The sequence below is a fragment of the Micromonospora sp. NPDC049089 genome, from assembly GCF_040648775.1.
In the GTDB taxonomy this organism is placed as follows: Bacteria; Actinomycetota; Actinomycetes; order Mycobacteriales; family Micromonosporaceae; genus Micromonospora.
This window is the reverse complement of record NZ_JBEZEH010000127.1, coordinates 1-20,382: the sequence shown is the minus strand read 5'-3', so window position 1 is coordinate 20,382 and position 20,382 is coordinate 1. Positions and strand designations below refer to the sequence as shown.

Below are 20,382 nucleotides of genomic sequence, written 5' to 3'. Positions count from 1 at the left end.
AAACCCCCCCCACAGGGCGGTTCTGCCCACCCCTGGGGTTCGCGGGGGCCCCGCCCGGCCGCGGGAAAACCCGTCCCCCGCCCGGAGCCGGGCGGGCTCCCCCGGAACCCCAGAAGAGCAACCACAGAAGAGCCGATCAGGCAGCCGGCCAGTCCTGGGAGGCCATACGCGGCGAGACCGCCCCCGGAGGGGCGGCCTCGAGCCAGGAAAGAAAACCGGTCACTGTCGATCGCGCCATGGCGATCTCCACCGGTGCGTGGTGACTGGTACAGCGCAGGATCACCCAGTCGGCCGGCATGGAGAACCGTTCCTGACCTTCGGGCAACCGGCGGCGCTCCACGGCCAGCCCCTTGCGGGAGAGGACCCGCTTGGGCCGGATCGCGAAGCTGAACATCCGGTACCAGCGCAGCTCGTCACCGGCGAACCGGCCGAAGCCGGGCGACCAGCCGCGGCCGTCGAGCATGGTGGAGACCCGGACGCTGAGCCGGATGATGCCGCCGCTGCGGGTGACCAGAGCTCGCCGGACGAAGAGGGTCAGAAGCGCACCGAGGATGACGACAACGCCGATTCCGAAACCTTCGACGATCTCCATCCCCGGTGTGGCTCAGCGGCTCTGCGCGGAGACCGGGGTTGCGCTCTCGGCCAGCACTGTGACACCTTCGGCGCTCACCGAGAGGAAGCCGCCGGCCACCTCGTAGGCGACCTGCTCGCCGCCAGCGAGCTTGATGCGCACCTGGCCGGGCTCGGCGAGTTGGCCGAGTAGCGGCGCGTGCCCCGGCAGGACACCGAGCTCGCCTTCGGTCGTCCGGGCGACGACCATCTCGGCGTCACCGGACCAGACCTTCTCCTCGACGGCGACGAGCTCGACGTGAAGCTGCTGTGCCACGCTGTCTCCTTGCTGCGGCTACGGATTGCCGAAAGTCTAGCCTGACGATGCGGCGCGCCCAACGCGGGTGGGGACAACGCCGACCTGACTACTTGGCCTTGTTGACGAATTCCGGGTGCTCCAGCAGGAACGGGTCGAGTTGCTCGTTGTGCAGGGCGGTGAAGAAGTCCGGCACACCTTCCTGGAACTGCTCGCCCAGGTACTTCTGCCCCTCGAAGACTCCGCCACCGGGCAGCTTGATCATCTCGATGGTGTTCGGGCGGATGTCCTTCAGGGCGAGCCCGAAGTCGACGACGCTGTTGCCTCGACCGTTGAAGATCAACGACTGGCCGGCGGCGCGGAGCACCTTGTCCAGCTTGATCGGGTTGGACACCACGTCGGCGCTGAACGCCTGGCCGACCATCGCCTTGACGAACTGCTGCTGGTGGCGCTGACGACCGTAGTCGGAATCCGGAACGCCGTTCTTCGGGTAGCGCTGCCGGACGTAGTCCAGCGCCTGCCACCCACTCAGGTGCCGGTTGCCCTTCTTGTAGATCGCCTGCGGGCCGACGTAGCCCTCACCACGGGTGTTGCCCGGCCGCGGCTTGCCGTCCGGCTGCTTGTGCTCGGACTTCACGTCGCGCTCGATGTACATGTCGACACCGCCCATGGCGTCGACGATCTTCTGGAAACCGGTGAAGTTGATGATCGCGCCGGCGTCGAAGCGCTTGATGCCGGTGACGTTCTGCACGGTGGTGGCCAGCAACTCGAAGCCCCGTGCCGCGTCGGGGTTGGCCCCCGGCACCCTGCTGCCGAACGACATCGCCGCGTTGATCTTCGTGGTCTCGCCCGGGAACTCGGCCTTCTTGAACGCGGGAATCCGCACGTAGAGATCACGAGGCAGCGAGAACAGGTAGGCCCGGTCCATCGAGGCCGGCACGTGCAGCACCATGATCGAGTCGGCCAGCGGCGCGGCCGTCGGCGTACGCGGGTCGATGCCGACGAGCAGGATGTTGAGCGGCCCCTTGATGTCACTCTTCTTCGCCTGGGCGCCCGCCGCCTGGTCGCCGAAGAGATCGGCCTTGCCGACGGACCCCTCGTAGCGGGCCATCAGCACCTCGGTGCCGACCAGCACGGCGCCGCAGAGCACTGTCAGCACGGTGCCGAACACCGTGCAGAGCCTGGCCCACCGCGGCACACCTCGCCAGAGGGACGCCTTGCGGCCACTCTTGCCGGCCTTACCCACGAGCAGCTCCGTTCGTTACGCCCACGAAGAGGAAGACGGGCGCGTCGTCGAAAGGTTGCAAAGATCAACGCTCGTTCAGGTGAGCGCGGAACGAACCGTAGCTCGGGAGCCGCGGAAGTGACGACCACGAGTAACGGACCGCGACGATGCTAAGACGCGAAGATGAACAAAAGACTGCCCCGGCATTGCCGGGGCAGTCTTTTTGCTACGGGTATCGACGAGGGCTGGTCAGGCCTTCATCAGCTCCTCAGCCTTGCGCTCCAGGTCCTCGAGACCGCCGCACATGAAGAACGCCTGCTCGGGGAAGTGATCGTACTCACCCTCGCTGATCTTGCGGAACGCCTCGATGGTCTCCTTGATCGGGACCGTCGAGCCCGGCACGCCGGTGAACTGCTCCGCCGCGTAGGTGTTCTGCGAGAGGAAGCGCTCGATCCGCCGGGCCCGGGCCACGGTGATCTTGTCTTCCTCGGAGAGCTCCTCGATGCCGAGGATGGCGATGATGTCCTGCAGGTCCTTGTAGCGCTGCAGGATCCGCTTCACCTCGGTGGCGACCTGGAAGTGCTCGGGGCCGACGAACTCCGGGGCGAGGATCCGGGACGAGGACGCCAGCGGGTCCACGGCCGGGTAGATGCCCTTGTCGGAGATCGACCGCTCCAGGTTGGTGGTCGCGTCCAGGTGGGCGAACGTGGTGGCCGGAGCGGGGTCGGTGTAGTCGTCCGCCGGCACGTAGATCGCCTGCATGGAGGTGATGGCCTGGCCCCGGACGGAGGTGATCCGCTCCTGGAGCTCGCCCATCTCGTCCGCCAGGGTCGGCTGGTAACCCACGGCGCTCGGCATACGCCCGAGCAGGGTGGAGACCTCGGAGCCGGCCTGGGTGAAGCGGAAGATGTTGTCGATGAAGAGCAGCACCTCCTGCTTCTTCACGTCGCGGAAGTACTCCGCCATGGTCAGCGCGGAGAGCGCCACCCGCAGCCGGGTGCCCGGCGGCTCGTCCATCTGGCCGTAGACCAGCGCGGTCTTGTCGATGACGCCGGACTCGGTCATCTCGGCGATGAGGTCGTTGCCCTCACGGGTACGCTCACCCACGCCGGCGAAGACCGAGGTACCACCGAAGTTACGGGCAACACGGGTGATCATCTCCTGGATGAGCACCGTCTTGCCCACGCCCGCGCCGCCGAACAGACCGATCTTGCCGCCCTTGACGTACGGGGCGAGCAGGTCGATCACCTTGATGCCGGTCTCCAGCATCTCGGTCTTCGGCTCCAGGTCCGCGAAGGCCGGGGCCTTGCGGTGGATACCCCACCGGTCGTCGGCCTCGAACGTCTCGCCCTCTTTGAGGTTGAGCACCTCGCCGATCGCGTTGAACACGTGGCCCTTGACCGCGTCGCCCACCGGCACACTGATCGGCTCGCCGCGGTCACGCACCTCCGCGCCGCGAACCAGACCGTCGGTCGGCTGCATCGAGATGGCGCGGACCAGGTTGTCACCCAGGTGCTGGGCGACCTCCAGGGTCAGCGTCTTCTCACCGCCGGACAGGCTCACCGTGACGTTCAGGGCGTTGAACAGGGCCGGCATGCCGTCGCGCGGGAACTCGGCGTCGACGACCGGGCCGATGACCCGGACCACGCGACCCGTGGCCGTCTTGGTCTCTACTGGTGCAGTCATCACACTTCACTTCCCGACGCGGCAAGCGCGTTGGCGCCGCCGACGATCTCGCTGATCTCCTGGGTGATCCCGGCCTGACGGGCCGAGTTCATCTCACGCGTGTACTTCTCAATCATGTCTTCGGCGTTGTCGGTGGCGCTCTTCATCGCCCGCCGCCGTGCCGCCGACTCACTCGCCGCCGACTCGAGCAACGCCGCATAGATCCGCGTGTTGATGTACCTCGGCAGGAGCGCGTCGAGCAGCGCCTCCGCCTCGGGCTCGAACTCGTACGCCGGCAGCAGCCCTTCGGAGCGCGGCCGGTCCTCGACCTGCATCGGGCCGATGATCTTCGTGACCGGGTTCTGCGTCATCAGCGAGTGGAACTCGGTGTAGACGATGTGCAACTCGTCGACGCCGAGCACCCCGTCCGCGCCAGCGCCACCGTCGACGTCGTCCGCACCGGCGGTGAACGCCTTGATCAGCGTCTCACCCACGGTACGGGCGTCCTCGAACGACGGCTGCTCGCTGAACCCGGTCCAGTTCGCCTCGATCGGCCGGTCGCGGAACCGGTAGAACCCGACGCCCTTACGCCCGATGACGTAGAGCACCGGCTCCTTGCCGTCCGCCTTGAGCCGCGCGATCAGCGATTCGGCCATCCTGATCGCGTTGGAGCTGTAACCGCCGGCCAGGCCACGGTCGCTGGTGACCAACAGGACGCCCGCCCGCCGCACCCGCTCGCGCGGGGTGAGCAGCGGGTGGTCGATCCGCGCGTTGGACGCCAGCGCCGTGAGCACACCGGTGATGGCCTGGGCGTACGGCAGGGACGCCTGCACCCGGGCCTGGGCCTTGGCGATCCGGCTCGTCGCCACGAGCTCCATCGCCTTGGTGATCTTCTTCATCGACTTCGCCGAGCGGATTCGTTGACGAAGAACGCGAACCTGGGCCGCCATGGGATCAGCTCTCGGCCGGGCGGTCGGTCGCGCTGTCGCGGAAGCGGGTCACCGTCTCGCGGTTCTCGTCGCCCTCAAGCGGGGTGGCCGGCGCGTCGTTGACCTTGCGCTCGTCCTCCTTGTTGAGGAAGACCTGCTTGAACTCCGCGATCGCGGTGTCCAGGGAGCCGGTGATGTCGTCGTTCCACTGGTTGTCGGCGATCGACGCGAGGACACCCTCGTGCTTGTGCCGCAGGTACTGGAGGAACTCCGACTCGAAGCGCCGCACCTCGCCGACCGGGATGTCGTCGAGCTTGCCCTCGACGCCGGACCAGACCGAGACGACCTCTTCCTGCACCGGGAACGGCGAGTAGTTCGACTGCTTGAGCAGCTCCACCAGACGCGAACCACGGTTCAGCTGGTTCTGCGAGGCCTTGTCCAGGTCCGAGGCGAAGGCGGCGAACGCCTCCAGCTCGCGGTACTGGGCCAGGTTGAGCCGCAGCGAACCAGAGACCTTCTTCATCGGCTTCACCTGCGCGGCGCCACCGACCCGGGAGACCGAGGTGCCGACGTTGATCGCCGGACGAACGCCCTGGTTGAACAGGTCGGTCTCCAGGAAGATCTGGCCGTCGGTGATCGAGATGACGTTGGTCGGGATGAAGGCCGAGATGTCGTTGGCCTTCGTCTCGATGATCGGCAGACCGGTCATCGAGCCGCCACCCAGCTCGTCGGAGAGCTTCGCGCAGCGCTCCAGCAGGCGGGAGTGCAGGTAGAAGACGTCACCCGGGTATGCCTCACGGCCCGGCGGGCGACGCAGCAGCAGCGACACGGCCCGGTACGCCTCGGCCTGCTTGCTCAGGTCGTCGAAGACGATCAGAACGTGCTTGCCGCCGTACATCCAGTGCTGCCCGATGGACGAGCCGGTGTACGGGGCGAGGTACTTGAAGCCGGCCGGGTCGGAGGCCGGCGAGGCGACGATGGTGGTGTATTCCAGCGCGCCCGCCTCCTCCAACTGCCCCTTGATCGAGGCGATGGTGGAGGCCTTCTGGCCGATGGCGACGTAGATGCAGCGGACCTGCTTCTTCGGGTCGCCGGTGCGCCAGTTGTCCCGCTGGTTGAGGATGGCGTCCAGCGCGACGGTGGTCTTGCCGGTCTTCCGGTCACCGATGATCAGCTGCCGCTGGCCCCGGCCGATCGGCGTCATCGCGTCGATGGCCTTGATGCCGGTCTGCAGCGGCTCGAACACCGACTGCCGGGCCATCACGTTCGGAGCCTGCAGCTCCAGCTCGCGGTAGCCCTCGTCGGCGATGTCGCCGAGGCCGTCGATCGGCTGGCCGAGGGCGTTGACCACGCGGCCGAGGAAGGCGTCGCCGACCGGGACCGAGAGGACCCGGTCGGTGCGCTTGACCCGCTGGCCCTCCTCGAGCTTGGCGGAGTCACCGAGGACGACGACGCCGATCTCCCGCACGTCGAGGTTCAACGCCACGCCGAGCGTGCCGTCCTCGAACTCCAGGAGCTCGTTGGTCTTGGTCGAGGGCAGGCCCTCGACGTGGGCGATGCCGTCGCCGGTGTCGGCGACGGTGCCGACCTCCTCGCGGGAGACGTCGGACGAGTAAGAGGAGACGTAGCGCTCCAGGGCGCCGCGGATCTCCTCCGTCGAGATGGTCAGCTCGGCCATCCTCTGCTTCCTTAAAATTCAGGGGCCCGGGATACCTAGTACCAACCGGTCCGAATGGCGTCTGTCAATCCGGGCGCTGCGGCGGCGGAGCCGCCCCAACGGTGAGGCGGCGGAACCACCGCATTGCGGGCGGCGAAGCCGTTCAGCGCTTCGCGAGCGCGTTGCGGGTCTCGTTGAGGCGGCGCAGGATGGTGCCGTCGTACAGGTCGGAACCGACCCGGACGCTCACGCCACCGAGAACGGCGGGGTCGACCGTCTGCTTGACGGAGACCTCTCGACCGTATATCGCGGTGAGGCTCGCACCCAGCCGACGCTCGTCCTCGTCACTCAACGGGGCCGCGACCGTCACGTACGCCACCTGCCGGTCACGCCGGTCGGCGGCCAGCTCGACCAGCCGGGTGAGCGCCCCGCTGAAGGAGCGTCCCCCGAACCCGCCGAGCGCCGCCTCGACGAGGCGGACGGTGACCGGGCGGGCCTTGTCGGCGAGCAGCTCGCGGGCCAGGGTGGCCCGCTGCTCGACCGGGGCGACCGGGTCGGCGAGCGCATTGCTCAGCGCCGGCTGCCCGGAGACGACCTGGCCGAAGCGGAACAGCTCGTCCTCGACCTCGCCAAGCTCGCCGGCCTTGTCGGCGCTGGCCAGCAGCGCCTCCACGCCCAGCCGCTCGGTGCCGTCGAGCAGCTCCGACGGTGCCGACCACCGGCCGGCGACCAGCGACACGAGCAGGTCGAGCGCGTCCGCGCCGATCCGCCCGCCCAGCATGTCGCCGAGCAGCGCTCCGCGATCCTCGCCGGAACGGGCCGGCTCGGAGAGCGCCCGGCGCAGCCGCGGCTCACGCCGCAGCAGGGTCGCCACGGAGAGGATGGCGTCAGCGGTGGAGGCCACCGCCGACGGCTCCGCGCCGCGGACGTACGCGTCGAGGCGCTCGGCCGCGACCTTGTACGACTCCCGGCTGGCGGCCTGCATCAGCGGGCCCCCGTGCTCTCGAGACCGCTCAGGAACCGGTCGACGGTGCCCTTACGCCGTGCCTCGTCGGCCAGCGACTCGCCAACGATCTTGCTGGCCAGGTCCACCGCGATGGTGCCGACCTCCGCGCGCAGCTCGCGCACGATGGTGGCCCGCTCGGCGGCGAGCGCGTCCTTGCCCGCCTGGATGACCCGGTCGGACTCTTCCCGCGCCTTGGCGAGGATGTCCTGACGGATGCCCTCGGCGTCGGCCCGCGCGTCGTCACGGATCTTGGCGGCGTCGGTCCGAGCCTCAGCGAGCTGGGCACGGTACTGCTCGAGCAGCTGGTTCGCCTCGGCCTGGGCGGCCTCGGCGCGCTTGATGCCGCCCTCGATCGCGTCGACCCGAGCCTGGAACGTCTGCTCCATGCGCGGGAAGACGAACTTCATCAGCACGAAGCAGAGCACGGCGAAGGCGACCGTGCCGACCACGATCTCCTGCCAGATCGGAATGATCGGGTTGTGGTCTGACTCACCACCCTCGGCGGCGAGGAGGAACAACATGGGTGACCTCCCGGTCGGAAGGGGCGGAATCAGCCGGCCCAGATGAAGCCGAAGGCGATGCCGAACAGCGCGAGCGCCTCGATGACGGCGAAGCCGATCCAGACGTACGGCAGGGTCATGCGCGACGACTCGGGCTGCCGGGCGGTCGACTGGATGTAGGCGGCGAAGACCAGGCCAACGCCGATGCCCGGGCCGATGGCGGCGAGACCGTAGCCGATGGCAGCGGTGCTACCGGTGACCTCGGCGAGAACGCTAGCGTCCATTGGTGTGGTTCCTCCTGGTTATCACGCGTGACTCTCACGCGGGACGACAACGGTTGGTGCGTGGATCAGTGCTCTTCGGCGAGCGCGCCCTGGATGTAGCTCGCGCTCAGCACGGTGAAGACGTATGCCTGCAGGACGATGACCAGCGCCTCGAGGAGGGTCAGCGCCACTGTCATCACCCAGGAGACCACCGAGATCGGCGCCAGCCAGGCGTTGGCGTTGAGCATCGCGAAGCCGCCGAGCGTGAAGACCAGCAGGAGCATGTGGCCGGCGAACATGTTCGCGAAGAGACGGACGGCCAGCGAGAACGGCCGGATGATGAAAGTCGAGAACGCCTCGATCGGGATCAGCAGCGGCAGGATGTACCACGGTGCCGGCGGGATCAGGGCGTGCTTGAAGTATTTGCCGAAGCCGTGGTGCCGGATGCCGATGTAGTTGAACAGCACGTAGCTGATCACAGCGAGGATCGCCGGGAAGGCGATGTGCGAGTTCGGCGAGATCTGGAAGAACGGAATGATCGCGAACGAGTTCGTCAACAGCACGAAGCAGAACAGCGTCGTGAAGTACGGAGCGAACCGCACGCCCTGGTGACCGATCATGTCGACCGAGATGTTGTTGCGCACGAAGCCGTAGATCGACTCGGCGAACCACTGCTTCTTGGTCGGCACCAACTGCGGGTTCCGATAGGTCGCCAGGAAGAAGATGATCAGAACGCCGACCGCGATCCAGATCATCAGCGTGAACTTGGTGAACCACGGGGCGTTCTCCGCGCCCCAGGGCACGATCGCGGGCAGGTAGAAGTCGTCCACACTGGGTGGGAATGCCGCCTGGCCCGCTGCCAGAACGTTCGCCTGTCCGAACACCGTGTCCCTTCCTAAGTAGGCGTGCCGAGCCGACGGACGACGAGGATGATCCCCCCGGTCACGCCGAGCACGACGCCGATCCCGGTGGCGACGCCACCTGTATCGAGCCACTGGTCGACCAGCCAGCCGATGAAACCCCACACGAGCATTCCTCCGATGAGGTAGCTGAGCGCGGTCCAACCCTGACCGGCGCCGGACGGATAATCGTCCGAATCACCGGCGGGACGGGGGGTTTGGTCACCAGCCATGACGGGGCGAACGATATCAGCCGGGAAGACGAGGCTGTGCCTCACCCCCCGCACAACCGTCGTTGTGTGGGCTTCTCGTGGGCGCCGTCGTCTGTGGGCACGCTACTCCCCTTCCGCCCGTCGGAAAATGACCGGAGGCCGACACATTGCGGCGCGTCCGCTGGTTGGGACGACCGCCAGGTCAGCCGTGCGGCCGGCGAGCGTGCACCGTGGTCAGCCACCAGAGGTGCACCGCTGTCCACACTGCCACCCCGGCGACGATGCCAAGGCAAAGAGGGATCAAACCGGGCCAACCAGTCGACGCCACCGCCACCAGCACCGCACCCAACAGGCTGAACTTCAGCACGTACAGGCCCACACCGAGCGGCAGCAGCAACTGCGGGTTGACCTGGTCGGCCCGCGCCAGCACCACCGTGGTGAGGGTGTAGCTGAGCACCGTGACGCCCACGCCGGCCGCCGCGCCGACCGCTGCCGTCACACCGCCGGTCACCCCGCCCACCACAGCGGCGACCACGGCAAGCGCCGCCGACGCGGCCAGCAACACCGGCAGGTGCCGCAGCCGCCACCGCCGGTCGGTGCCCGGCTCGACCATCCCGGGCTCAGCCACGGGGGTACGCCGGGAACGCCGCGACCAGCTCGGCCACCTCGGCACCGAGCCGGGTCAACTCGTCGACCCCGCCCGCAGCACCGGGATCGGTGCGCACCGCACGGGCGATCAGGGTCGCCACCTGACGCAGCTCCCCCTCGCGCATCCCCTGCGTGGTGACGCTCGGTGTGCCCACCCGGATGCCGGAGGCCACCATCGGCGGCTGCGGGTCGTACGGGATGGCGTTCTTGTTCAGGGTGATCGACGCGGCGTCGCAGCGGCGCTCGGCCTCGGTGCCGGTCACCCCCAGCTCCCGCAGGTCGATCAGGGCGAGGTGGGTGTCGGTGCCACCGGACACCGGGCGCATCCCCTCGTCGGCCAGCCCGGCTGCGAGCGCCTGGGCGTTGCTGACCACCTGCCGGGCGTACGTCTGGAACTCCGGCTGGGCGGCCTCGCGCAACGCGACCGCCTTGGCCGCGACCGCGTGCATGAGCGGGCCGCCCTGGGTGAACGGGAAGACCGCCTTGTCGATCCGCTGGGCCAGCGACTCGCGGCACAGGATCATGCCGCCGCGCGGCCCGCGCAGGACCTTGTGGGTGGTGGCGCAGACGACATCGGCGTACGGCACCGGGGACGGGATCGCCCGACCGGCGACCAGGCCGATGAAGTGCGCAGCGTCCACCATCAGGTACGCGCCGACCTCGTCGGCGATCTCCCGGAACCGCGCGAAGTCGATCAGGCGCGGGTACGCGGTGGCCCCACAGATGATCAGCTTGGGTCGGTGCGCCCGCGCCAGGTCCCGTACCTCGTCGTAGTCGATCTGCTCGGTGTCCGGCCGGACCGGGTAGCCGACCGGGTGGAACCACTTGCCGGAGAAGTTCACGCGGCTGCCGTGGGTGAGGTGCCCGCCGTGCGGCAGGTCCATCGCCAGCACCGTGTCCCCCGGCTGCACCAACGCGGCGTACGCGGCCAGGTTGGCGCTCGCCCCGGAGTGCGGCTGGAGGTTCGCGTGCTCGGCCCCGAAGAGTTCCTTGGCCCGGGCGATGCCGATCTCCTCGGCCCGGTCCACCTCGGCACAACCGCCGTAGTAGCGCCGGCCCGGGTAACCCTCGGCGTACTTGTTCGTCAGCGTCGAACCGAGCGCGGCCAGCACCGCCGGCGAGGTCAGGTTCTCGCTGGCGATGAGCTGCAGGCCGCCGCGCAACCGGTCCAACTCGCCGAGGACCACCCCGGCGATCTCCGGGTCGGTGGCCCTGAGCTGCGCGAAATCCGGCCCCCAGAAGGTGCTCGTCTCGGTCTCCACAGCGAACGAGTCTAGGGGGCCGCACACTGGAACCCGTGAGATGCCTCGTCACCGGCGCTACCGGCTACATCGGCGGGCGGCTGACGCCGCTGCTGCTCGCCGACGGGCACACAGTGCGCTGCCTCGCCCGCAAGGCGGTACGGCTACGCGACGTGCCCTGGGCCTCGGCGGCCGAGATCGTCGAAGGAGACCTGAGTCGGCCGGAGACGCTGCCCGCCGCGTTCGCCGACGTGGACGTCGCGTACTTCCTGGTGCACTCGCTGGGCCGGTCCGACTTCGAGGCGGCCGACCGGGCGGCGGCGACCAACTTCGCGGCCGCCGCGCGCGCGGCCGGCGTACGGCGGATCGTCTACCTGGGCGGCCCCGAGCCGGCGTCCGACGCGGAGGTCCCGTCCCCGCACCTGCGGTCCCGTGCCGAGGTCGGCCGGATCCTGCTGGGCAGCGGGGTGCCCACTGCGGTGCTCCGCGCCGCTGTGATCATCGGGTCCGGCTCGGCGTCGTTCGAGATGCTGCGTTACCTGACCGAGCGGCTGCCCGCCATGATCACCCCACGTTGGGTCCGCAACCGGATCCAACCGATAGCGGTCCGCGACGTGCTGCACTACCTGGCCCGCTGCGCCGAACTGCCGCCCGACGTCAACCGGGGCTTCGACGTCGGCGGCCCGGACGTGCTGACCTTCCGCGAGATGATGCAGCGTTACGCCCGGGTGGCCGGGCTGCGCCGGCGGATCATCGTGCCGGTCCGCCCGCTCACCCCGTCCCTCTCCTCGCACTGGGTCGGGCTGATCACCCCGGTGCCGAACAAGATTGCCCGGCCCCTGGTGGAGAGCCTGATCCACGAAGCGGTCGCCCACGAACACGACATCGCCCGCTACATCCCCGACCCGCCCGGCGGGCTGACCGGCTTCGACGAGGCGGTGGCGCTGGCGCTGGCCAAGGTGCGCGACGCCCAGGTGGAGACCCGCTGGTCCACAGCGAGCGGCCCGGACGCGCCCGCCGAGCCACTGCCCACCGACCCGGTGTGGTCCGGTGGCACCGCCTACACCGACGTCCGGGAGCGGACGGTTGACGCACCACCCACCGCGCTCTGGCGGGTCGTCGAGGGCGTCGGTGGCGAACACGGCTGGTACTCGTTCCCCCTCGCCTGGTCGATCCGCGGCTGGCTGGACCGGCTGGTCGGCGGGGTCGGGCTGCGGCGAGGTCGACGCGACCCGCACCGCCTCCAGGTCGGCGAGGCGCTGGACTTCTGGCGAGTCGAGGAGATCATCCCGGGCGAGCTGCTGCGCCTACGCGCCGAAATGCGCCTGCCCGGCCGGGCCTGGCTGGAGATGCGGGTCCTTCCGGCCGACGACGGCCGCAGCCGCTACCAGCAACGCGCCGTCTTCCTGCCGCGCGGCCTGCCGGGGCACGCCTACTGGAAGTCGGTGGCCCCGTTCCACGCGGTGGTCTTCGGCGGAATGGCCCGCAACATAGCCCGCAACGCCGAACAACCCCGCTAACCACCCCGCGCCTCCCGCGCCTCCCCTGTCTCCCTTGCCTCCCCGCGCGGCGGCATCGCTCACGTCGCCCGCGCCGCCGCACCCCGCCCCGCCCCACTCCCGCCAGCCCCACTCCGCGATCTTGCACTTTGTGTTGTCGATTTGAGAGCTAATGCGCCCTTTGTCGCGACAGAAACTGCAAGATCGCGGGAGTGAGGCGGGGTGCGTCTCGCGCTACCCCGCGTCGCGCGTCACCCGCGTCGATCATGGAGTTGTGGTGCGCCACAAAAAGGGCGCTTGTGGATTCAATGCCCACCACAAGTCCATGATCGACCGGGCTGGGGCGGGGCTCGGGGTGGGGTGGGGTTAGTTGCCGGCTTGGGGTTGGGTTTGGAAGGCGGCGCGTTCGCTCGGCGGAACGAAATCGCGGACCGGTTGGTCGCGCAGGGCGAAGGCGAGCACCTCGCCGACCGCGTTCACCATCTGGGCCTGCACCGCCTGACCGACCGCGTCCCGGGGATCGTCCGGGTTCGCGGCCATCGAGGCGACCGCGAGTTGCGGCGTGAACGCCACCACCGTCTCCGTCTCGTACCGCTCGGAGCTGCCGGTCTTGCCCGCCACCGGGCGGCCGAGCTTCGCCCGCAGCCCGGGTGCGGTGGCGCCGTCGCAGCGCCCGTACATCGACTGGTCGCCGACCGGGCAGCGGGCCGCGTCGGTGGCCGCCCGTGCCACGTCGGGGTCGAGCACCTGTCGGCAGTCCGGCTTGGCGGCGTCGACCGGTCGGCCGCCCGAGTCGGTGATCGACACCACCGGCAGGGGCGCGCACCAGGTCCCTTCGGCTGCCACTGTGGCGTACGCGCTGGCCAGGTCCAACGGGGTGGTCGCGGCCACGCCCAGGGTGAACGGACCCCAGTCCTTCGCGCCGTAGCGGGCCAGCTTGGCGTCGGACTCGGCCCGCAGCACGATGCCGAGCCGCTCGGCCATCTCCACCACCCGGTCGGCGCCAACCTTTTCCGTGAGCCAGGCGAAGTACGTGTTCACCGAGCGGCCGAACGCGCTCCACATGGTGCGGGGGCCGTCCATCGACGACGGGCTGGCGTTCGCCGGACACCAGCGTCCGTCGCAGCTCGCTGCCCCGGTCACCGGGAAGCGGGTGAGCAACTGGGTCGGCGCCACGAAGTCGGTCGACAGCGGCAGGCCGGACTCCAGCGCGGCGAGCAGGGTGAAGAGCTTGAACGTCGAGCCGCCCTGGTACCCCTCGATCGCGCCGCCGCCGGCGACCAACTGGTTGACGGTGTTCGGTCGGTTCTTCTGCCCGACCGGGTTGTCCGCCACACTGTAGGAGCGGTTCACCGACATGGCCAGCACCCGCCCGGTGCCTGGTTGCACCACCGCGGTGGGCACCGCCTCGGCCCTGGTCGGCGCGTAGATCTTCAGCACCTGCTCGGTGGTGGCCCGCTGCACCCCCGGGTCCAGCGACGACACGATCGAGAAACCGCCCCGGCGCAGCGTGCGCTGCCGTTCGTCGGCGGTCGCCCCGAACGCGGACTGGCTGCTCCACCAGCGGGTGAACCAGTCGCAGAAGAAGCCCCAGTCGCGGTGCGCGTCGGGCACACCCGTGCAGTCGTTCGGGGTCTCGCTGGGCAGCAGTTGCAGCGGTTCGGCTCGGGCCGCCGCCGCCGCGTCCGCCGGCACCTGCCCCGTCTCCACGAGCCGCTCCAACACGTACGACCGTCGGGCCACCGCACTGTCGGCGTCGCCGTTGATCGGGTCGTCGCTGTCCGGCGAGCGCACCAGACCGGCGAGCAGTGCCGCCTGGGCCAGGGTCAGTTCGGCCGGGGAGCGGGAGAAGTACCGCTTGCTGGCCGCCGCGATGCCGTATGCCCCGGCACCGAAGTAGGCGATGTTGAGGTAACGGGTCAGGATCTCGTCCTTGTCGAGTTCGCGCTCCAACGCGAGCGCGTACCGCATCTCCTGGAGCTTGCGGACGGTGGTGAGCTCGGTGGCGGCGTCCCGCTGCGCCTCGGTCAGCCGAGGGTCGTTGCTGAGCACGTTGCGGACGTACTGCATGGTCAGCGTGGAGGCGCCCTGCCGGGTCTGGCCGTCGCGCTTGTTGACTGTGAACGCGCGCACGACGCCCCGCAGGTCGACCCCGCTGTGCTGGTAGAACCGGACGTCCTCGGCGGCCACGATCGCCCGGCGCATGACCGGAGCCACCTCGTGCAGCGGCACGTCCACCCGGTCCTCCTGGTAGAAGGAGGTGATCAGGGTGGTGCCGTCGTTGGCGTACAGGTTGGAGCGCTGCGCGGTGGGCGGCGTCCGGAGTGTGTTCGGCAGCTCCGAGTACGGCGTCGACAGGGCGCTGAAGCCGATCCCGAAGACCAGGGCCGCGGGCAGTGCGGCGGCGGCCAGCACCAACCCGGCCAGCACTCCGGCGATCACCACGGTCAGCAGTTTGTCGAGTTGGGCCCGGATCATCAGCTCTCCCCGCAGGAGCCGGTCACGCTAGGACCCGTTCAGAATGACCCGGAACGCCCCTTTGGCCCTGGGTTTTCCCCAAACCCGGAGGAAACTCGCACCACGCTCAGGGCAGCAGCGCGCCGGCCAGCGGGTGGACCGTCTCCTCGATCTCGTCGGCGACCCGGCTGAAGCACTGGTCGCCACGACCCCACGGGTCATCCAGATCATCGGTGGTCAGCGCCGAGGCGCCGAGCCGCGCGTCGTGCGCCGCCGCCACCAGGGCCATCCCCCGGGCGTACACGGCCTCCGGGGTGGCGTCACCAGGCGGCAGCGCGGCGGTGTCCACGGCGGCCAGCAGCCGGCCGAACTCGCCCAGCACGAACGTGCGGGCCGCCGCGTCCGGACGAAGCGCTACCACGTACTCCTGCTGGTCGGCGGTGGCGGTCAGGACCAGGTCGGCGGCGTCGATGTGGTCCGAGCGCAGCTTGCGCGCGGCGAACCCCGCCACGTCCCCACCACGGCCGGTGACCTGCCGTGCCGCCGGCGGGTTCATCTCCTCACCCGCGTGCCAGCCACCCGTGCCAGCGCTGTGGCTGTGCACCAGCTCCTCGGCCTGGGCCGGGTCCTGCGAACGCCGGGTCAGCCGCTCCCGCACCGCCAGGGCCAGCAGCCGCTCCGCCATCGGCGAGCGGCAGATGTTGCCCATGCAGACGTGCAGAACAGTGAACGGGGGCACTCAGACCGCCCGACCGTCGACGAGATCCGGAACCACGTCGCGCAACTTCTCCAATGGGATCGCCCCGGCCCGCAGCAGCTGCGGCACCTCACCGGTCAGATCGACGATCGTGCTGGGCACCGGATCCGGGCAGGGGCCGGCCTCCAGGTAGGCCCGCACCGAGTAGCTGAGCTGGTCACGTGCCTCGTCGGCGGTGACCGCGGCCGGCTGGCCGGTCTTGTTGGCCGACGAGACCGCCATCGGGCCGGTCTCGCGCAGCACCTCCAACGCCACCGGGTGCAGCGGCATCCGCACCGCCACCGTGCCGGTCTTGTCGCCCAGGTCCCACTGCAGGCTCGGCGAGTGCTCGACCACGATCGTCAGGGCACCCGGCCAGAACGCCTCCACGAGGTCCCGGGCGGCCGTGGGCAGCGAGAAGACCAACCCGTCCAGGGTGTGCCGCGAGCCGATCAGCACCGGCGGCGGCATCTGCCGACCCCGGCCCTTGGCATCGAGCAGCGCCTTGACCGCGTACGGGGTGAACGCGTCCGCGCCGATCCCGTACACGGTGTCCGTCGGGAGAACGACCAGCTCGCCGTTCTTGACCGCCTCGATCGCCGCGGCGATGCCGCGGTCCCGATCGGCGGGCGATCGGCAGTCGTAGAGCATCACGAGGAGTCAGTCTGCCACGCCGCCCCGATCGGGGCGTGCTGGCCGTCCGCCCGTCGGGACGCGGTCGCGTAGCGGGGACGCCCGGTGAGGTCCAGATGCTCCGCGACAGCGGTGAAGCCGCCGTCCTGGGCGAGCAGCTCGGGCACAGCCGCGCCGTGGGTGTCGTCGTGCTCGACGCCGAACGCACCCCCCGGGCGCAACAGCGCCGCCGCCCGGGCGACGACCGGCCGGATCACCACCAGACCGTCCGCGCCGCCGAAGACCGCCTCCGCCGGGTCGTGCCCGGCCACCTCCGGCGGGACCACCACGTCGTCCGGCACGTACGGCGGGTTGCAGAGCAGCACGTCCACCCGGCCCACCAGCTCGGCCAGCAGGTCCGGCGCTGTCACATCCGCCTCGACCACCTCGATCGGCCGGTCCCCCGCCGCGGCGCGCTCCGCCGCGTTGCGCCGCAGCCACACCAGCGCCCCCGCGGACCGCTCCACAGCGATCACCCGCGCTCCCGGCAGCTCCTGAGCCACCGCGAGGGCGATCGCGCCCGAACCGCTGCACAGGTCCACCACCACCGGGTCGGGCCGCCCCTGGGCCTGCTCGACGCCCCAGCCGGCCAACAGCTCGGTCTCCGGGCGGGGCACGAAGACACCCGGGCCGACCGACAGCTCCAGGTGCCGGAACCCGGCCCGCCCGGTCAGGTGCTGCAACGGCTCACGCGCGGCGCGGCGGCGCGTCAACTCGTCGAGCCGCACCACCTGGTCGTCGCTCAGGTCGTCGGCGATGGCCAACCGACCCCGGGGAACCCCGAGCACGTACGCCGCCAGCAACTCGGCCTCCACCCGGGCGGAGCCGACCCCGGCGGCGGCGAGGGCGCGGGCCGCTCGGGCCACCGCGGCGGACGGCCGGATGGGACCTGTCCCTTCGGGGGGGTGTTGCGGCAAAGTACTCACGACATAATCATGAAGCGTCGCGGGCGACGTGACGAACAGGTGCGCCCAGGCGCGCACGACAGGGGGTTGACGGGTGGGCTGGCTCGACCGGGTCGATGACCAGGTTGACGCCCTGACGCACGCCCGGGCGTTGCAGGAGGCCAGCCGCTCCGCGGAGGCGTACGTCCTGCTGGAGCGTGTGATCCGCACCACCGACGGCCCGGCGGCGCGAGCGGACGCCATGGTGCAGCGACTCTCCGCGCTGATCAATCTCGGTCGGACGGCGGAGTTCACCCGGGCCATCGAAGAGGCGTCGGCGGCGGTCCGCGACCTCGCCGAGCCCTATCTGCACGGTCACCTCAACGCCCTTGCCGCGCTCGCCGCGCACCACCAGGGCGCACTGGACCGCTGCGTCATGCACCTCGTCCGGGCGGCCCGGGCTCTGGGCGCCGTCGCCGACCCGGACCGGGACACCGCCTGGGGCTGGCACGACCTGGCCATGGCCTACAGCTACCTCAGCTTCCACGGGTACGCCCTGGGGGCCATCGAGCGGGCCCGACAGCTCGGGCTGACCGCCGGGATCCCGGAGGAGACGTTCGCCGCGCCGGGCATCCGACTGCGCAACGCGGTGGCCCTCGACCACAACGGCGACAGCGACGGTTGCCTGCGGGTGCTCCGGGACGTGGCCGCCGACCTGACCCGCTTCGTCCGCGCCGGGCGGGCGGCCCAGCTACGCCCGAGCAGCCTCGCCGCGTACGGCTACGCGGCGGCTCGACAGGCCGCGCTCGGCGATCAGGTGGCGACCGAAGGCCCCGAGCCGGCCCGGTTGATGACCCACGGCGGGGACAGCGCCCGCGCCCGCGACCTGCGTCAGCTCGGGCAGGTGTGCCTCGCCGTCGCCGACGGTCGGCCGATCGAGGCGGTCGCCCGACTGGACACCGTCCAGGTCTCCAACGAGACGCTCGGGGCGGCCGAGCCGGCCCGGCTGCGCAGCATCGCGTTGACCCGTGCCGGGGACCACCTGGCGGCGCACCGGGCCGACCGGCTGGCGTTCCGGCTCGCCGCGCAGCGCAACGACCGGCTGCGCGACGTCTACATCGACGGCATCGCCGCCCGCATCGACCACGAGGAGATGCGCCGTGAGGCGGCACGCTTCGAGGGCGAGGCGTTGACCGACCCGCTCACCGGGCTGCCCAACCGCCGCCGGTTGGAGCGCTACATCACGGCAGTGGTCACCCGCGGCGATCGAGTGGTGATCGGCGTCTGCGACCTGGACGGGTTCAAGGCGGTCAACACCCGGCACGGGCACCACTCGGGCGACCTGGTGCTGCAACGCATCGCCGGCGTGATCAACCGGGTGATGCGCCGGGACGACTTCGTGGCCCGCTACGGCGGTGACGAATTCGTGGTGGTGCTGCCGGACACCGGCATGATCGAGGCCGCCGAGGTGGCCCGCCGGATCGAGGCGGCGGTCCGCCTGGAGGACTGGGAGTCGTTGGTCCCGGGCACCCCGGTCGGGGTCAGCATCGGCTTCGCCGAGGTCTCCGGTGGCAGCGGGCTGCGCGACGCGCTCAGCGTCGCGTTCGAGCAGGCCGACCGCGAGATGCTCCGCGCCAAGACCCGCCCGCGCGCAAGCTGATCACCCCTCGCAGGGTCGATCATGGAGTTGTGGTGCCCCACAAAAGGCCCACGACGCCACAATCAACCCACCACAAGTCCATGATCGACCCGGACGGCGAGGGGCCGAGGTCGGGTCAGCGGCGGGTCAGCTCGGTGTCGCCGGCCAGCCGGGCGGCCCGGTCGGCCTCGGTGAGGGCGTCCAGCACCCCGTCCAGCTCGCCGCCGAGCGCCAGATCCAGGTTGTACGCGGTGTAGCCGATCCGGTGATCGGTGATCCGGTTCTGCGGGAAGTTGTAGGTGCGGATCCGCTCCGAGCGGTCCACGGTGCGCACCTGGGCCTTGCGCGCGTCCGAGGCGGCGGCGTCGGCCTGCTCCTGGGCGGCGGCGAGCAGCCGGGCCCGCAGGATCCGCATCGCCTGCTCCCGGTTCTGCAACTGGGACTTCTCGTTCTGGCAGGAGACGACGATGCCGGTCGGCAGGTGAGTGATCCGCACCGCCGAGTCGGTGGTGTTCACCGACTGGCCACCCGGGCCGGACGAGCGGAACACGTCGATGCGCAGCTCGTTCTGGTCGATCGTGACGTCGACGTCCTCGGCCTCCGGAAGCACCAGCACCCCGGCGGCGCTGGTGTGGATCCGGCCCTGCGACTCCGTCACCGGGACACGCTGCACCCGGTGCACGCCGCCCTCCCACTTGAGCCGCGACCAGACACCGTTGCCACCGTCCGGCACACCCTTGGTCTTGATCGCCAGGGAGACGTCCTTGACCCCGCCGAGGTCGGAATCCTGTGCGTCGATCACCTCGGTGACCCAGCCGTGCCGCTCGGCGTACCGGGTGTACATCCGCAGCAGGTCACCGGCGAACAGCGCTGACTCCTCGCCACCCTCACCGGCCTTGATCTCGACGATCACGTCCTTGGCGTCGTGCGGGTCGCGCGGAATGAGCAGCTCGGCGAGCCGTTCCTCCAACACCGGCAGGGACCCGGCGATGGCGTCCGCCTCAGCCGCGAAGGACGGGTCCTCGGCGGCCAGCTCGCGAGCCGCGGCCAGATCGGCGCGGGCCTGCTCCAACTCGTCGGCGGCCTTGTGCAGCGGCACCAGCTCGGCGTACCGGCGGCCGACCCTGCGCGCGGTGGCCTGGTCGGCGTGGATGGCCGGATCGGCCAACCGCTTCTCCAGCTCCGCGTACTCGTCGAGAAGGCCGGCCAGACGCTCGCTGCTCATGCTGCGGATGCTCCTTCGACGGTGCGCGACGACCGGGCCGGGGCCGGGAGGCCAGCGGCCGGGCGGACCGGTCGGCTCGTCGGCCAGCAACAGCGCCGGCTCGTTGACGAGCGCCCGGGCTATCGCCACCCGCTGCCGCTCCCCGCCGGAGAGCTGCTGC

The 20,382-nt window shown here is 70.3% G+C and carries 20 protein-coding genes; 2 read left to right on the top strand and 18 right to left on the bottom strand.

Annotation, left to right across the window (positions count from 1 at the left end):
- Positions 1 to 136: 136 nt before the first annotated feature.
- The 13 genes from AB0B48_RS21275 to glyA all read right to left on the bottom strand — a co-directional run bounded on the left by AB0B48_RS21275 (position 137) and on the right by glyA (position 11,131).
- Complete coding sequence (locus AB0B48_RS21275; RefSeq protein ID WP_355008057.1) at positions 137 to 592, bottom strand: DUF2550 domain-containing protein; 456 nt, start codon at positions 590 to 592, stop codon at positions 137 to 139.
- 12 nt (positions 593 to 604) lie between these two features.
- Positions 605 to 886 (bottom strand): F0F1 ATP synthase subunit epsilon, encoded by a 282-nt coding sequence (locus AB0B48_RS21270; protein ID WP_355008058.1) that lies wholly within the window; start codon positions 884 to 886, stop codon positions 605 to 607.
- Between the two features lie 88 nt (positions 887 to 974).
- Entirely contained in the window at positions 975 to 2,117 is a 1,143-nt protein-coding gene (locus AB0B48_RS21265) for an LCP family protein (RefSeq protein ID WP_357204073.1), read from the bottom strand.
- Between the two features lie 222 nt (positions 2,118 to 2,339).
- Positions 2,340 to 3,776 (bottom strand): F0F1 ATP synthase subunit beta, encoded by a 1,437-nt coding sequence (gene atpD, locus AB0B48_RS21260; protein ID WP_357204068.1) that lies wholly within the window; start codon positions 3,774 to 3,776, stop codon positions 2,340 to 2,342.
- Complete coding sequence (locus tag AB0B48_RS21255; RefSeq protein WP_357204066.1) at positions 3,776 to 4,705, bottom strand: F0F1 ATP synthase subunit gamma; 930 nt, start codon at positions 4,703 to 4,705, stop codon at positions 3,776 to 3,778. The genes atpD and AB0B48_RS21255 overlap by 1 nt, the downstream gene beginning before the upstream one ends.
- 4 nt (positions 4,706 to 4,709) lie before the next feature.
- On the bottom strand, positions 4,710 to 6,362 hold the full coding sequence (gene atpA / locus AB0B48_RS21250; RefSeq protein WP_357204064.1) for a F0F1 ATP synthase subunit alpha: 1,653 nt from the start codon (positions 6,360 to 6,362) through the stop codon (positions 4,710 to 4,712).
- Between the two features lie 142 nt (positions 6,363 to 6,504).
- A complete protein-coding gene (locus AB0B48_RS21245; RefSeq protein ID WP_357204062.1) occupies positions 6,505 to 7,326 on the bottom strand; it encodes a F0F1 ATP synthase subunit delta in 822 nt (273 codons plus the stop codon).
- On the bottom strand, positions 7,326 to 7,865 hold the full coding sequence (locus AB0B48_RS21240; protein ID WP_112584053.1) for a F0F1 ATP synthase subunit B: 540 nt from the start codon (positions 7,863 to 7,865) through the stop codon (positions 7,326 to 7,328). Before AB0B48_RS21240 ends, AB0B48_RS21245 begins: the two co-directional genes overlap by 1 nt.
- Positions 7,866 to 7,897: 32 nt before the next feature.
- A complete protein-coding gene (locus tag AB0B48_RS21235; RefSeq protein ID WP_091405890.1) occupies positions 7,898 to 8,131 on the bottom strand; it encodes an ATP synthase F0 subunit C in 234 nt (77 codons plus the stop codon).
- A 65-nt stretch (positions 8,132 to 8,196) separates the two neighbouring features.
- Positions 8,197 to 8,994: a F0F1 ATP synthase subunit A gene (gene atpB / locus AB0B48_RS21230; RefSeq protein ID WP_124857598.1), complete on the bottom strand. Its 798-nt coding sequence runs from the start codon at positions 8,992 to 8,994 to the stop codon at positions 8,197 to 8,199.
- An 11-nt stretch (positions 8,995 to 9,005) separates the two neighbouring features.
- Positions 9,006 to 9,242 (bottom strand): hypothetical protein, encoded by a 237-nt coding sequence (locus AB0B48_RS21225; RefSeq protein WP_355008064.1) that lies wholly within the window; start codon positions 9,240 to 9,242, stop codon positions 9,006 to 9,008.
- A 181-nt stretch (positions 9,243 to 9,423) separates the two neighbouring features.
- A complete protein-coding gene (locus AB0B48_RS21220) occupies positions 9,424 to 9,834 on the bottom strand; it encodes a hypothetical protein (RefSeq protein WP_357204071.1) in 411 nt (136 codons plus the stop codon).
- 7 nt (positions 9,835 to 9,841) lie between these two features.
- On the bottom strand, positions 9,842 to 11,131 hold the full coding sequence (gene glyA, locus AB0B48_RS21215; protein ID WP_355008066.1) for a serine hydroxymethyltransferase: 1,290 nt from the start codon (positions 11,129 to 11,131) through the stop codon (positions 9,842 to 9,844).
- Positions 11,132 to 11,166: 35 nt separating this feature from the next.
- Here glyA and AB0B48_RS21210 point away from each other — a divergent pair, with 35 nt between their 5' ends.
- Positions 11,167 to 12,630: an SDR family oxidoreductase gene (locus AB0B48_RS21210; protein WP_357204059.1), complete on the top strand. Its 1,464-nt coding sequence runs from the start codon at positions 11,167 to 11,169 to the stop codon at positions 12,628 to 12,630.
- Positions 12,631 to 12,975: 345 nt separating this feature from the next.
- Here AB0B48_RS21210 and AB0B48_RS21205 read toward each other — a convergent pair whose 3' ends face one another.
- The 4 genes from AB0B48_RS21205 to prmC form a co-directional block, all read right to left on the bottom strand.
- On the bottom strand, positions 12,976 to 15,087 hold the full coding sequence (locus AB0B48_RS21205; protein WP_357204057.1) for a transglycosylase domain-containing protein: 2,112 nt from the start codon (positions 15,085 to 15,087) through the stop codon (positions 12,976 to 12,978).
- Between the two features lie 106 nt (positions 15,088 to 15,193).
- Positions 15,194 to 15,805: a phosphotyrosine protein phosphatase gene (locus AB0B48_RS21200; protein WP_355008069.1), complete on the bottom strand. Its 612-nt coding sequence runs from the start codon at positions 15,803 to 15,805 to the stop codon at positions 15,194 to 15,196.
- On the bottom strand, positions 15,806 to 16,453 hold the full coding sequence (locus AB0B48_RS21195) for an L-threonylcarbamoyladenylate synthase (RefSeq protein WP_091406475.1): 648 nt from the start codon (positions 16,451 to 16,453) through the stop codon (positions 15,806 to 15,808).
- Positions 16,453 to 17,400 (bottom strand): peptide chain release factor N(5)-glutamine methyltransferase, encoded by a 948-nt coding sequence (gene prmC, locus AB0B48_RS21190; RefSeq protein WP_357204056.1) that lies wholly within the window; start codon positions 17,398 to 17,400, stop codon positions 16,453 to 16,455. The genes AB0B48_RS21195 and prmC overlap by 1 nt, the downstream gene beginning before the upstream one ends.
- A gap of 73 nt (positions 17,401 to 17,473) precedes the next feature.
- On the opposite strand from prmC, the gene AB0B48_RS21185 reads away from it, so the two are divergent.
- Positions 17,474 to 19,018 carry a GGDEF domain-containing protein gene (locus tag AB0B48_RS21185; RefSeq protein ID WP_357204054.1) on the top strand — a complete coding sequence of 515 codons (1,545 nt, stop codon included), beginning with the start codon at positions 17,474 to 17,476 and terminating at the stop codon, positions 19,016 to 19,018.
- A 115-nt stretch (positions 19,019 to 19,133) separates the two neighbouring features.
- Here AB0B48_RS21185 and prfA read toward each other — a convergent pair whose 3' ends face one another.
- Complete coding sequence (prfA, locus tag AB0B48_RS21180) at positions 19,134 to 20,222, bottom strand: peptide chain release factor 1 (RefSeq protein WP_091405908.1); 1,089 nt, start codon at positions 20,220 to 20,222, stop codon at positions 19,134 to 19,136.
- Positions 20,223 to 20,382: the final 160 nt, after the last annotated feature.

Bases quoted from the DNA above. Each gene is read 5' to 3' on its own strand.
- AB0B48_RS21235 (WP_091405890.1), bottom strand. From the start codon at position 8,131: ATGGACGCTAGCGTTCTCGCCGAGGTCACCGGTAGCACCGCTGCCATC.
- AB0B48_RS21245 (WP_357204062.1), bottom strand. From the start codon at position 7,326: ATGCAGGCCGCCAGCCGGGAGTCGTACAAGGTCGCGGCCGAGCGCCTC.
- atpA (WP_357204064.1), bottom strand. From the start codon at position 6,362: ATGGCCGAGCTGACCATCTCGACGGAGGAGATCCGCGGCGCCCTGGAG.
- AB0B48_RS21195 (WP_091406475.1), bottom strand. From the start codon at position 16,453: ATGCTCTACGACTGCCGATCGCCCGCCGATCGGGACCGCGGCATCGCC.
- atpD (WP_357204068.1), bottom strand. From the start codon at position 3,776: ATGACTGCACCAGTAGAGACCAAGACGGCCACGGGTCGCGTGGTCCGG.
- AB0B48_RS21225 (WP_355008064.1), bottom strand. From the start codon at position 9,242: ATGGCTGGTGACCAAACCCCCCGTCCCGCCGGTGATTCGGACGATTAT.
- AB0B48_RS21220 (WP_357204071.1), bottom strand. From the start codon at position 9,834: ATGGTCGAGCCGGGCACCGACCGGCGGTGGCGGCTGCGGCACCTGCCG.
- AB0B48_RS21275 (WP_355008057.1), bottom strand. From the start codon at position 592: ATGGAGATCGTCGAAGGTTTCGGAATCGGCGTTGTCGTCATCCTCGGT.
- prfA (WP_091405908.1), bottom strand. From the start codon at position 20,222: ATGAGCAGCGAGCGTCTGGCCGGCCTTCTCGACGAGTACGCGGAGCTG.
- AB0B48_RS21255 (WP_357204066.1), bottom strand. From the start codon at position 4,705: ATGGCGGCCCAGGTTCGCGTTCTTCGTCAACGAATCCGCTCGGCGAAG.
- AB0B48_RS21205 (WP_357204057.1), bottom strand. From the start codon at position 15,087: ATGATCCGGGCCCAACTCGACAAACTGCTGACCGTGGTGATCGCCGGA.